Here is a 12,617-nt window from a genome sequence, read left to right as displayed (position 1 = left end):
TACTGGTCGGGAACGGCGGGTGAATGTGGGAGTCAGACTGCCAAGGCAGAAATGCTCAACACTAACCAACAATTTCTAACGAGCAATCATTCTATTTAAAGGAAATGACGATTCGAGCCTCCTGAATGTCGGTAAACGGCACCAGAACGGCAGGGAGCGTCTTTTTTTTGTTCTTATCCTTCACTACTTCGGCCAGTTGGATGCCCTCGGCTTCGGTGGCTTCCAGCGTGCCGGTTTTCTCGGTACCGTCCTGCAGCTTCAGGCTGAAGGTGCGGCCCACATGCCGGGTATACTGGCGCAGGTCGGTAAGAGGCTGGTCGGCACCGGGTGAAGTGACTTCTAGCGAGTATGTGGCATCTTCACCATAGTGCTCATCAATGCGCCGGGCCAGCCGGCGGCTCACCTGCGCACACTCATCAATGCCCAGGCCCTGCTCACTGTCGAGGGTGACGGTGATTTTGGGCCGGATGGCATCAGATACGCTCAGGTCTACGACAAACAAATCGAAGCCGGCAAGGCTATCCTGAAGCATCTCCGCAATGAGGTTTTGATCGAAATTCATCTGGACTTGAACCGGGTGATAAAAGAAAGAGGGGACGCTACGTCCCCTCTTCACAATCAGAATACTGCGCAAATATACGGCAAGAAACCGCCGAAAGCAAGCGCCAGCCTTCTGCTGGGCCTTTAGTACCTACCGGGTTATCTCAACCCAGCCTTTGGCACGGCGATTATCCGTGTCGCGCAGCAAGTAGTAGTAGATGCCGTTGGGAAGGCCCTGGCCGCCCCAGTTATTATGATACTCTTTGGTTTCGAATACCATGGTGCCCCAGCGGTTGAACACTTGCAGGCGGGTTGGCTTGCAGCTAAAGCGTGGCTTGAAAGAATCGTTGAGCGAGTCGCCGTTGGGGGTGATGATGTTGGGGACTAGTATGTCGCCTACCACCACCGGAGCGAAGGCCGTTTCTACTACACAGCCGGCATAGCGGGCCACCAGCCGCACATTATAAGTGCCGCTGTTCTCATACAAGTGAGATGGACTGATTTCGGTAGAGTGCGGCGAACCGTCGCCAAAATCCCAGTCGTAGCTGCCGCCAGGCAAGATGGGCTCGAACTGGCAGGTAAAAGGGGCGAGTCCGGTATAACGTGGCGAGGCCGCGCATTCCGGCAGGTTCAACGATACATTGGCAGCGGAAGTAGGAGCTAGCAACACGGTGCGCGTATCTGAGTTGGTGCAGCTGTTGGATGTATAGTTGTAGGTGAGGGAAAAAATACCACCCCGGTTGTTGGTATTGGGTGGGGTGAAAAGCCCACTTGGGGTGACCCCGGTGCCGCTCCACGTGCCGCCGGCCGGAGTCATCCCACGCAGTTGAAACGGATTAGTTTGGTCGGCGCAAAGCGTGGTGTCAGGGCCGGCCTGTACCTGCGGCAGTTGGCTGACGACTACCGTTTGTGTGCCTACGCCGCAGCCTAATGTGTCAGAAACTAAGTAGACGAGCGTGTGGGTGCCAATGCCGGCGGTGGCAGGATTGAAAACATTGCCCGATATACCAGGGCCGCTGAATGTGCCGCCGGCCGGAGTTGCTACCATGTTCACGCTGCCCGACGTAACGCACTTAGGTGGAACAGGGGTAATAGCAACGGGCCGCTCCGGTGTAACCGTGATTTTCAGCGGACGGGTGCTGACGCAGGTACCGGTAGACGCCACCGAGTAAGTGAGAATGTTGACCCCAAGGCGGGCTGGAACCGGCGTGAACTGGTAGCCGCCGCCCGGAATGGCCGTAACGCCGGGCCCGGTCCAGGTGCCCCCAGCAGGTGAACCTGTCAAGGCCAGTGGAGCACTATTGACGCACACGTAACGGCTCGGGCCCGGGTCTGCCACAATAATGCCGAAGTCGATTTTAAACGCGGCGTTGTTGCAGTTGTTGGCGCGGTTGGTAGCCGAATAGGTATTGGCGCCCGGTGGTATTGGGAAGGCAGATGTGCCGCCGCAGCCGCCGCACACTGCCTGATAGATGACGCCTTTCTTGTCGAAGCGCGACGTGCCACCGTCCACATGCTCGCCCCGGCCGCCCTGCTCACCGTAGAACGTGGCGTACTCCAAGGCCGTCATGCCGGGCCGAAACTGCGCCAGATAGAAGTCAGAGCCGTCGGTGTTGCCCTGAATGGCGTTGGCCGTAACGGGAAGCCCCAGCGTGGAACTGAAATTCCGCGGAATGGTAGGATCATCAACTCCCGGATCATTCACTCTGCCGCCCCAGCCGCTGATGTAGATACGCTCACAGTCATCGACGAGGAAAGCAGAGAGGGAAATGTCAGGAAAAAGGGTGCTGCCGCTGCCGAAACGGGTACTGTAGAGCGTGTTGCTGAGAGCCGGGTCGAGCTTCTGAATGAATTGCCGGCCATTCGGTGCTCCGTATAAGCCCGGGCTGATAGGAATATTGCCCTGCGTCTGGCCCAGCAGATACACGTTGCTAGCCGCGTCTAGCTGCACGAAGAAAGCCTGATCATAGGCAGTGGTGCCGATGTACGAGGACTGTAGCACAGAGGAGCCAGTGCTGCTCAAATGTGTGATAAAACCATCTAATATGCCCCTGAATGTGGGCTGTGCAGTGCCAGTAGTGGTTGGAAAATTGGTGCTCAGTGTGCCACCAGCTACATATACGCCGTGCGTGGCATCTACTTGCAGCGAGTAAGCTGCATCAGAATTGGCCCCGCCCAGATAGGTAGACCAGAGCAGGCTGCGCACGTCCGCCGAGAGTTTCAGTACTACCGCATCAAAGGAGCCGCCCTGGAAGCTGGTGCGGTAGCCGTTGGGAGTAGGGAAGTTGGGGCTGCTGGTAACCGAGGCCACATATATGTTGCCGTCGCCATCTGTCGTGACATCTCCCCGAAACTGGTCGCCGTAGTTGACGACGGGCGAGCCAGGCAATCCGTCGACGGTGCCGCCAGCCGTAAAAACCGAAACCACTCCATCGGTGCCGGAGCCGCCCACATAAGTGCTCCCAAGTAGAGTAGTACCGTTGGCCGAGAGTTTGGCAATGAACAAGTCCGCTCCGTTGTGATATTTGAGCGGCTCATAATCATTATCGGGATTGATTTGCGGTCCGCCATTGTGAGTAATATCGTATGCGCCGGCAGTCACAGGAAAGTTGTTGGAGCCAGTAGAGCCCAATATTACCAACTCGCCCTGCGGATTAACAACCATGCTATGCGGTACCTCTGCGCTGTTGCCACCCACATAGGTGGCATATAGGCGGGCAGCAGAGCCACTCACAGCCGTGTTGTACTTAATGATGCCTACATCGGTACCCCCGCTGAAGGTAGTGCGGAATGCACCGGGCGAAATAGGGAAGCCACTATCGAAGACGGCACCGCCTGAATACATGTTGCCCTGCGCGTCGTAGGTGGCCGTAAATCCCCAGTTATCAGCCTGAGAGCCTGTGAAGGAGGAAAAAATAACTGTGGGGTCGATGGTAAGGGCCCGGCGCCGGTCATACTTGCCCAGCCGGAAGCTGATGGTATTGCCCTGCAACTCGAAAGCGCACGGCACAGCCACCCGCTGGCCATTTATTTCCTGCCAAGCCTTAGGCGCCTGCTCCGTCACATCCCCTACGGAAGTCTGTGCCAGCAGGCTACCATCCGATGTAAGGCTGAGCTTGTCCAGGCCCGTATAGCGCATTCTAATGACGGCTGGCTTGCCGCCAGGTGCTACTTCAAAGTCGTATTCGAGCTTCTGCGCAGCATTTTCATACAAGACCGCCTCAATGCCCGGATACAGATTCGTGTAGCGGAGGCGCCGGAAGCCGCGGGCGTTGCTGGCCCACCGCTTAGGGTCTTTTCCCCGGAAATAGTTGTAAGGAGCCGGGGTACCTTGTTCGCCGGCCATAGTCGGGGCGGGGTTGGCACCTTCAAACGTGACGGTATAAGCATGGCCGCGTAACTCGTCAGGATTGGACGGCTTGGGAGCCACGCCTGCTTCGTTTTTGCCAGCATGGTGCCCCAGCGCTTTCGGGTCGAGGAAACTGTAGGTGAAGCCAGTTGGAGTCAGGAACAGGCGGCCACTAGGCAACGCGGCTGCGTAGCGCGCCGGACCATCCCACTGGCCTTTGTTTTCGACGAACTCCAACGATGCTGTTTCGGGGGCCACAGCACCAGGTTTTATAGGGTTGGCTAGACCGTATGAAATGGGAATTGCGGCCAGCAGAAAACCGGCGCAAAAGAAGCGTACAGTAGAAAGAAGCATAAATAAATTGTAAAGCAGAGAAGCTAAAAGTACAACGAAAACAGGTCTTGATTCGTGCGCAATAATCGGGCCCTGCGCCTAGCCGGCTTCCGCTTACCTTTGTAGCATCACTGCCGGCCTATGGGCCGGGCTGCTTCTGCCGTGCGTCGTTCGTTTGCTTTCACCTGTACCCTGCTCATTATTGGCTGGCTCCTTGTCGCCATTGCCTGCGTGCAGGTGCCTGCCTATACTTTCTGGCCTGCCGCCTTTGGGGCCCTCACACTACCTATAGCCCTCGGCCTGAATCTGTTGGCTGTGTTCTACTGGCTGCTGCGCAATTGGCGGGTGGCAGCGCTGCCGTTGCTGGTAGCGGTGCTCACGTGGCCGCATTTCCAGCGCGGGCTGGCGGTGCATCCGTTGCGTATTGCCCCGCTGCCTTCCGCCGAGGCCGACAGCACGACCGGGCCGCGCGTTCGGGTGCTCAGCTCCAACGTGCGCATCTTCAACGTGTATCCGCAGCTACGCGACAAGGAATTGGCGTCCTCCAAAAAGATGATTCAGTGGCTCGCCGACAGCCCTGCCGAAGTGCTTTGCCTGCAAGAGTTCTACAACGAGCCGCGTACTTCCACCAGCAAAGAGAAGAACGTGTTCAATTCTGTGGAGCGCATTGGGGAGCAGAGCGGGCGGCAAAGCTTCCTTTCCAAAACGCTTACCAATGGGGCAGGCTCTGAATTTGGCATGGCCATTTTCTCGCGCTATCCTATTGTGCACCGAGGCACCGTGAGCTTTGGCAAGCTCACCCAGAACCACGCCATGTGGGCCGACCTGCATCTGCCCACCGGCGATACTATCCGGGTGTTCAACTTCCATCTGCAAAGTATGAGCATGGATGAGCAGGACATCGTGGACAGCTACTCCAGCAAGTCGGGGCTGAAAAAGAAGGGACTGGGCCTGATGCGCCGCTTTAAGCGCGGTATGATAGCCCGCAGCTGGCAGATGGATACCCTTATCCGCCGCTTCGAGGCCAGCCCATACCCGCTGCTGCTCTGCGCCGACCTAAATGACCTGCCCTACAGCTATAGCTACGATCAGCTCGCCGACCGTTTCCAGAACGCCTGGGCCAGTGTCGGCAATGGCGTCGGCAGCACCTACAACGGCCGCCTGCCTTTTGTGCGCATCGACAACCAGTTTGCCGGGCCTCAGTGGCAGGTAGACGACTTCTGGGTGCACTACGAAATTCCCTACTCCGACCACTTTCCCACCTTGGCTACATATCGGCTGATTCGGAAAGCAAAAGTCGATAAGTAGCGCGCCTTCGGCCCTTCCAAGTGGTGCTGACGGTACAGCAGACCAGCTAACGGCACTGGACGCTACATCTGCAAGCAGGCTCGACACGGAATGGAATACTGTGGCGAGCGAAGCGGCGTATCCTTATCATCTGCTCCTTATTCTTCATGCTTCTATTTGATACCTTTGCGGCCATGCAGCACCCTCTTTCGCTTTACAATACGCTTACCCGCCGCAAAGCTCCCTTCGAACCCCTACACGCACCTTTCGTGGGCGTTTATCTCTGCGGACCGACTGTGTACAGCGAGGCTCATGTAGGCAATGCCCGCGGCCCGGTAGTGTTCGATGTGCTGACGCGCTACCTGCGCTACCTCGGCTATACCGTCCGCTACGTGCGCAACATCACCGACGTCGGCCACCTTGAAGGCGATGCCGATGAGGGGGAGGACAAAATCAGCAAACGCGCCAAAGCGCAGAAACTGGAACCCATGCAGGTGGCCGAACAATTTGCCAACCTCTACCAGGGCCACATGGAGGCCCTAGGCTGCCTGCCGCCCGATATTACGCCTAGGGCCAGCGGCCATATCATCGAGCAGATTGAGATGATTCAGCAGATCATCAGCAACGGCTTTGGCTATGAGGCCAATGGGTCGGTGTATTTTGATGTGCCGGCCTACAATGCCGCTGGGCGCGGCTACGGTAAGCTCTCTAACCGCGTGGTAGAAGAGCTATTGGCTGGCTCCCGCGACAACCTAGCCGGGCAGGACGAAAAGCGCAGCCCGCTGGATTTCGCCCTCTGGAAAAAAGCTGATGAGCGCCACCTCATGCGCTGGAACTCACCGTGGAGCGACGGGTTTCCGGGCTGGCATCTGGAGTGCTCGGCCATGAGCCGCAAGTACCTCGGCGCCGAGTTCGACATTCATGGCGGCGGCCTCGACCTCATGTTTCCGCACCACGAGTGCGAAATAGCCCAAAGCCAGGCCTGCGACCACCCCACCAACGAGGCGCAGGTGTGGATGCACAACAACATGATAACGGTGAACGGGGCCAAGATGAGCAAGTCGCTCGGCAACTTCATTACCATTAGTCAGCTGTTCGACGGCACCAATACCACGCTGGCGCAGGCATACTCGCCCATGACGGCCCGCTTCTTCCTGTTGCAGGCGCACTACCGCAGCACCGTAGACATCACCGACGAAGGCCTGCAGGCGGCCCGCAAAGGCTACCGCAAGCTGATGAACGGCCTGCGCCTGCTGGACAAGCTACGCGAAGCCAGTCTCTCTTCGGAAGTAATAAAAGCACGCACGGTGGCTCCGGTAGCCGAAGGGAAGACCCCTGATACCATGGCCGGTGACGACGAACTGCGCAAGCTGGTAGCCGACTGCTTTGTGGGCCTGAACGACGACTTGAACACGGCCCGCGCCATTGCCAGCCTGTTTAATCTGCTGCGCAAGCTCAACGGATTCTATGCCAACCCGGCCACGCTGGCTACGGTGAGTGCTGCCGCCGTGCAGGAAGCCACGGAAGCCTACCGCGCGTTGGTGCAGGATGTACTGGGCCTCGTGGATGAGCCCCGCGCCAGCGCCGAGGACCTGCTCAGCCTTACGCTGGAGTTCTACCAGGAAGCCAAAGCCACCAAAGCCTACGACAAAGTAGACCAGATTCGGGCCGCCCTCAAGGCGCAGGGCATTGTGGTGAAGGATACCAAAGCCGGCATCGACTGGGCCTACAGCGAAGAGTAATTTCCTGTCCTGCGAAGCTTGTCGAAGCCCCTCCACCGCTTCGTTGCAGTAAAGGGGCTTCGGCAAGCTTTGCAGGACGTTCTTTAGCCTTACTTATACAATGAAACTCTTCCGTCTCGCGCCTCTGGCCCTGGCCGCTCTGCTGGTGCTCACCGGCTGCCCCGACAAGAAAACCACCACCGAAACAGAAACGCCGGCCAAGCTACCGGTGGCGCCCGTTTTCAACCCCGATTCGGCGTACGCCTTCGTGGCAAAGCAGGTGGCATTTGGGCCGCGCGTGCCTAATACGGCAGCGCACGTCAAGACCGGTGACTGGATTATCAACAGGTTCAAAGCCTACGGACTGACGGTGCGTGAGCAGCCGTTTGAGGCTATGGCGTTTGATGGCAAGATGCTGAAGTCGCGCAACATCATCGCGCAGTTCCAGCCCCAGGCTGCCCGCCGCGTCACCATTTTCGCGCATTGGGACACGCGCCCGTTTGCCGACAAGGATGAAAAGAACAAAAATGCGCCCCTGGACGGTGCTTCCGATGGCGCCAGCGGTGTAGGTATTGCGTTGGAAATGGCCCGGATTCTGGCCGCTCAGCCCGATAGCCTCACACCGGCCGTCGGCGTCGACTTCATCCTGTTCGACTCGGAGGACTATGGTTATGATTCGAGCACCCAGGGCGAGCTGAAAAACCAACTGGCTGGTCTGGAATCGTCGGGTGGCTCCAGCTGGTGCCTAGGCTCGCAGTATTGGGCCAAGAACATGCTGCCCGCCAACTATAAGCCCGAATATGGCATTCTGCTGGATATGGTAGGCGCCAAAAACGGAAAATTCAGCCGTGAAGACCTCTCGCGCCAGAGTGCCCGCGACGTGGTAGATAAGGTCTGGAACATTGCCGCCCAGATCGGCTACTCCGATTACTTCCTGTTCCAGGATTCGCCGGGCATTACCGATGACCACGTCTTCACGAACCAGGCTGGCATACGCACCATCGACATCATCGACCACCTGCCCGTCGGCGACGACTACTTTCCGGCCTACCACCACACCACCCAGGACAACATGAGCGTCATCGACAAACGCACGCTAAAGGCAGTAGGACAAACGGTGCTTCAGACGATTTACGGCGAGTAAGCACCGGGTATCAAAGCACTGAAAAGCCTCGGCTGCGTATGTTGCCGGGGCTTTTTTAATAAAACTATTATCCTCCCCTTTATACCTCACCCAATATGCTTTTGAAGCGAATATGGCTAGCCATTGTGTACCTGCTTCTGCCCGTAGGAGTTATGGCGCAATCTGCTCCGAGGATTGCCGTAGTGGATGGGTTTCTGCAAAAAGTGAGCGTGGCTTCCTATGCTGGCCTGCCCTACCGCGTATCAGCGCGCATCAAGGTAGCATCAGACTCTTCCGGCAAAGCGGATGCGTGGTTAGCGGCTTCAGTGATGAAAACGAAGCACCGCAGTGGTTCCTTCTCATATCTGCCTCAAAAAGCAGTTGCCAACGAGTGGCGCACCTATACCATCACGGGTACTCTCGATAAGGAAGCGGATACGCTCACTGTTTTCGCCGGTTACTACCTGAATGGACGCTTCGGGTTCGATGACTTTCGGCTGGAAGTAGCGCGCCGCCGAGGCCAGTGGGAGCAGGTGCCGCTACGGAATAGCAGTTTTGAGGAAGCTGCTCCTATCTCCGGAGCGGGACTGCCAGCGGGCTGGCAACATAACTGGCCTGTGTTGGGCTTTACTCGGCAGCTAGCCACGGACAGCACCGACAACCGGTTTCTACAGATAGAAGGGCGCGGTATTGTGCACTATGGCCACAACCCGCAGGCTGGACGCTACGCTACCGTGAATGGGGCCCGGCTATACTACGAAATCTATGGCGCGGGAGAGCCGCTTTTGCTGCTCCATGGCAACGGCGAGTCGATTGGTAGCTTCCAGAGCCAGATCGGGGCATTGGCGCAGGAATATCAGGTCATTGCCGTGGATACACGTGACCAGGGCCAGTCGGGCAGCACGAAAGGCTCGCTTACCTACGACCTGTTTGCCGACGATATGCACGCATTGCTCGACACGCTTCACATTCCGGCCGCGCACATCGTTGGCTGGAGCGACGGGGGCAATACTGGCCTGAGTATGGCGCTGCGCTATCCGCAGCAGGTGCGCACGCTCGTCACGATGGGCGCCAACCTGTATTCCGATACTACGGCCGTGGTTGCGTCCATGCTGCGCCAAGTGCGGCAAGACCGGCTATTACTCACGCTATTAGGACCATTCAAAAAGGAGTGGCACCTGGGCCATCGGCTGACTACTATGCTCCTGAAATACCCGCAGATGACTCCCAAGCAGTTGCAAGCAATTACGGCCCCGGTGCTGGTAGTAGCCGGCGAAAAGGATATCATCAAAGAAGCCCATACCCGCCTGATTGCTCAACATATTCCGCAGGGGCAGGTGATTATCCTGCCCAACCTGACGCATTACGCGCCCCAGGAAAACGGCCCTCTTTTCAACGAAACCGTGCTCGGTTTCCTGCGTCAGCAGCGGACACGCAACTAAGCTTGGCCTGTCGCTCAGTCTTCTAGCAACTTGTAGTAGATGACCGTTGGCTCCAGTGCGCCGTTGCCTACACGGGCAAACTGTGGAATAGCGCCAACGGCCACGTAGCCCAGGCTTTGGTACAGAAGCTCGGATGGCTCGCCTTGTAGTGTGTCCAGTACCAAGGTGCTGCGCTGGTGCTGGCGGGCCTGCTCTTCGAGGGCCTGCATCAGCTGGCGGCCCAGACCCTGGCGCCGCGCCCGGGAGTGTACCAGCAGCTTCATGACTTCGGCACGGTGGCGGCCGTTGGGCTTCTCTACCAAGTCGAGCTGTACGGAGCCTATCACCTGGGTTTCATCGGTGGCCAGCAACAGAATGCGGTGGTCGGCCTGCACCGCATCCAGCACATCCTGCCAGAAATGTGTGGCTTCGGCAGCAGCCAGCGGTGGCAGAAACCCCACGGAAGCGCCGTTGTCCACGGAATCCTGCAGCAGACCAATCAGCTCCAGCAAGAAAGGCAGGGCTTCGGGCGTCTGCACCCGTCGAATCGAAATAGCCATCGGAAGTGAGTTTAGAGGTACTCTAGTTGCGTTCCGTCCGGGCTCACCGTCAGGCGGGCCTTGCGGCCGCAGATAAGGGCCATGTTGTGGGGCTCGTGACCTACCGGGAAGCCATGCGCCACCGGAAAGCGGTATTTGTCGGCGTAGTGCTGAATGATTTCGTTGGGTGTTTGGCCGTAGGGCACGGTGTTGTCTTGCGGGTTGGTGAAATGCCCTACTATAAGGCCAGCCAGGTCGCGCAGCTTATTGGTGCGGTCCAGGTGCACCATCATTCGGTCGATGGCATACAGGTACTCATCAATGTCCTCCAGAAACAGAATGCGCCCGGCCGTAGAAACGTCTGATTGCGTGCCGGTGAGCGTCTGGAGCAGGCTGAGGTTGCCGCCGACCAGTTCACCGGTGGCCGTGCCCAAGCGGTTGAGCGGGTGTGCGGACACTGCATAGCGTACGGTTTCTCCAAATAGTGCCCGGCGCAGGCTTTCGAGCGAGTCTTCGCCTCCTGCTTGGTCAAACAGCAGCGGCATCACGCCATGAATGCTCTGGTGCCCTAGCCGCAATAGATGGCAGTTGAGCGTAGTAATGTCGGAGAAGCCGGCTATCCATTTGGGGTTGTCGGCGAAGCGCGAAAAGTCAATCTGGTCGATGATGCGGGTGGTGCCGTAGCCGCCGCGTGCACTCAAAATAGCGCGTATATCCGGATTGTCGAGCTGCTGCTGGAAGTCGCGGCGGCGCATGTCGTCCTCACCGCCAAACTGGTGGTGGCGGATATTGGTACTGTCGCCGAGCACAACACGTAGACCCCAGCTTTCGAGCACGGCCACGGCAGCAGCCAGTTCTTCGTGCGAAGCGGAGCGGGCAGGACAAACAATGGCCACTTGGTCGCCGGAGCGGAGGGGAGCGGGGGCAGTAGCGGGCATAACAGAAACAGGTAGTGTACGAGCTGTAAACTTACGGAACCCTGCCTCGCATTTCCACGTCCTGAGAAGGTACACCTTCTCATAAAGCTAGCCGTCAGTCATGAAGAAACTCCTACTCGTGCTACTTGCTTGGCTGGGCCTGCAGGTAGCCGCTTCGGCCCAGATTGATACGACTGGCGGGCGCTACTATCAGCCACTATTCTCGAACGTAACGGTCACGAGCGGCGTGGTGTATGGTTCCGCCATCAACTTTCTGGGAGCAGTGCAGCCGCTGGCCATGGACATTTACCAGCCCACCGGCGACACCGTGAGCCGCCGGCCGGTCATCATTTTTGCCCACCAAGGTGGTTTCGTAACCGGCAGCCGCACCGATGCCTACATGGTGAAGGTGTGCACCCAATTTGCCCGCCTCGGCTACGTCACGGCCAGCATCGACTACCGGCTGCTGTTTTTGCCCTTTGATACCGTCAATATTGCCAAAGCTTCCATTCGGGGAATGCAGGACATGCGCGCTGCCGTACGCTTTTTCCGACAGGATGCGGCCACCACGCGGCTCTACCGGGCAAACCCGCGCTACATCGTGGTAGGCGGTTCCTCCGCTGGCGGCTTCTGCGCTCTGCAGGTCGGCTACCTAGATAAAGCTTCGGAGGTACCGGGCTACGTGGGACTTGCCAGTTTGGGCGGCATTGAGGGGCAGAGTGGTAACCCAGGCTACAGCAGCGCTGTGCTGGCTGTGCTCAACCTGAGCGGTGCCACCGAAAGCACCAGCTACATCGAGCCCGGCAACCCACCACTCTGCAGCGTACACGGCACCGCCGACAATGTGGTGCCATACTTCAAAGGGCGCGTAGGCTCCTCGCTGCCGCCCAAATACGTAGTGGGCAGTGGCCTGCTGAACCCGCGCGCTACGGCTGTAGGAGTGCCCAACACCCTACGTACCCTGCGCGGAGCCGGCCATATTCCTTTCGAAAGCACCAGCGCCAATGGACTGGCGTACGCCGATACTACATTTCGCACTATCCGGGACTTTCTGCGCCCCTTGCTGCGGCAGCCAGGCACAGTCCTGAGCACCGCATCGGGAAGCAGGTCAGCCGGCCAAGCACCCAGCGCGTACCCAGTACCAGCCTCCAACGAAATTCGACTGGCGGTGCCGCGCGGTACAGTCTTCAGGCCACAGGAAGTAGAGCTACTGGATGCTACCGGCCGAGTGGTACGCCGCTTCCGCTGGGAAGAAGCTAACCAGTTGCTGTTGAGGGAAGGACTGAAAGCCGGAACGTATCTGCTGCGCGGCGAACAACTACCCACTGTCCGGCTGCTGTTCGAATAGCTGAATAAGACGTTTTCATGCAAAAAGCAGCGGCGCGAA

9 protein-coding genes are annotated in these 12,617 nt (G+C 58.2%); 5 read left to right on the top strand and 4 right to left on the bottom strand.

The window, feature by feature from the left end; translation table 11 throughout:
* Positions 1–91: 91 nt before the first annotated feature.
* Both rimP and H4317_RS16985 read right to left on the bottom strand, forming a co-directional pair.
* Positions 92–562, bottom strand: coding sequence for a ribosome maturation factor RimP (gene rimP, locus H4317_RS16990; protein ID WP_260625714.1), 471 nt, complete (start codon positions 560–562; stop codon positions 92–94).
* Between the two features lie 129 nt (positions 563–691).
* Positions 692–4,243: a DUF7948 domain-containing protein gene (locus H4317_RS16985; RefSeq protein ID WP_185887745.1), complete on the bottom strand. Its 3,552-nt coding sequence runs from the start codon at positions 4,241–4,243 to the stop codon at positions 692–694.
* 141 nt (positions 4,244–4,384) lie between these two features.
* Between H4317_RS16985 and H4317_RS16980 the strand changes: the two genes are divergently transcribed.
* From H4317_RS16980 to H4317_RS16965, 4 genes are all read left to right on the top strand, one after another.
* Positions 4,385–5,530 carry an endonuclease/exonuclease/phosphatase family protein gene (locus H4317_RS16980; protein ID WP_185887744.1) on the top strand — a complete coding sequence of 382 codons (1,146 nt, stop codon included), beginning with the start codon at positions 4,385–4,387 and terminating at the stop codon, positions 5,528–5,530.
* 146 nt (positions 5,531–5,676) lie between these two features.
* Complete coding sequence (gene cysS, locus H4317_RS16975) at positions 5,677–7,251, top strand: cysteine--tRNA ligase (RefSeq protein ID WP_260625713.1); 1,575 nt, start codon at positions 5,677–5,679, stop codon at positions 7,249–7,251.
* Positions 7,252–7,351: 100 nt separating this feature from the next.
* The gene (locus H4317_RS16970) at positions 7,352–8,374 is read left to right on the top strand and encodes a M28 family peptidase (protein WP_185887743.1); all 1,023 of its coding nucleotides are present in this window, start codon (positions 7,352–7,354) and stop codon (positions 8,372–8,374) included.
* A gap of 152 nt (positions 8,375–8,526) precedes the next feature.
* On the top strand, positions 8,527–9,795 hold the full coding sequence (locus H4317_RS16965; protein WP_185887742.1) for an alpha/beta fold hydrolase: 1,269 nt from the start codon (positions 8,527–8,529) through the stop codon (positions 9,793–9,795).
* Between the two features lie 14 nt (positions 9,796–9,809).
* On the opposite strand, the gene H4317_RS16960 is transcribed toward H4317_RS16965, so the two are convergent.
* The gene (locus H4317_RS16960) at positions 9,810–10,334 is read right to left on the bottom strand and encodes a GNAT family N-acetyltransferase (protein ID WP_185887741.1); all 525 of its coding nucleotides are present in this window, start codon (positions 10,332–10,334) and stop codon (positions 9,810–9,812) included.
* Between the two features lie 11 nt (positions 10,335–10,345).
* Positions 10,346–11,251 (bottom strand): S66 peptidase family protein, encoded by a 906-nt coding sequence (locus tag H4317_RS16955; RefSeq protein ID WP_185887740.1) that lies wholly within the window; start codon positions 11,249–11,251, stop codon positions 10,346–10,348.
* A 100-nt stretch (positions 11,252–11,351) separates the two neighbouring features.
* Here H4317_RS16955 and H4317_RS16950 point away from each other — a divergent pair, with 100 nt between their 5' ends.
* Positions 11,352–12,578 (top strand): alpha/beta hydrolase, encoded by a 1,227-nt coding sequence (locus tag H4317_RS16950; RefSeq protein ID WP_185887739.1) that lies wholly within the window; start codon positions 11,352–11,354, stop codon positions 12,576–12,578.
* Positions 12,579–12,617: the final 39 nt, after the last annotated feature.

The sequence above is a fragment of the Hymenobacter sediminicola genome (genome assembly GCF_014250515.1).
GTDB classification, from domain to species: domain Bacteria; phylum Bacteroidota; class Bacteroidia; order Cytophagales; family Hymenobacteraceae; genus Hymenobacter; species Hymenobacter sediminicola.
This window is presented reverse-complemented; position numbering and strand designations above follow the sequence as displayed.

Coding starts and splice junctions, on each gene's coding strand:
- rimP (WP_260625714.1), bottom strand. CDS start 562: ATGAATTTCGATCAAAACCTCATTGCGGAGATGCTTCAGGATAGCCTT.
- H4317_RS16985 (WP_185887745.1), bottom strand. CDS start 4,243: ATGCTTCTTTCTACTGTACGCTTCTTTTGCGCCGGTTTTCTGCTGGCC.
- cysS (WP_260625713.1), top strand. CDS start 5,677: ATGCTTCTATTTGATACCTTTGCGGCCATGCAGCACCCTCTTTCGCTT.
- H4317_RS16970 (WP_185887743.1), top strand. CDS start 7,352: ATGAAACTCTTCCGTCTCGCGCCTCTGGCCCTGGCCGCTCTGCTGGTG.
- H4317_RS16965 (WP_185887742.1), top strand. CDS start 8,527: ATGGCGCAATCTGCTCCGAGGATTGCCGTAGTGGATGGGTTTCTGCAA.
- H4317_RS16960 (WP_185887741.1), bottom strand. CDS start 10,334: ATGGCTATTTCGATTCGACGGGTGCAGACGCCCGAAGCCCTGCCTTTC.
- H4317_RS16955 (WP_185887740.1), bottom strand. CDS start 11,251: ATGCCCGCTACTGCCCCCGCTCCCCTCCGCTCCGGCGACCAAGTGGCC.
- H4317_RS16950 (WP_185887739.1), top strand. CDS start 11,352: ATGAAGAAACTCCTACTCGTGCTACTTGCTTGGCTGGGCCTGCAGGTA.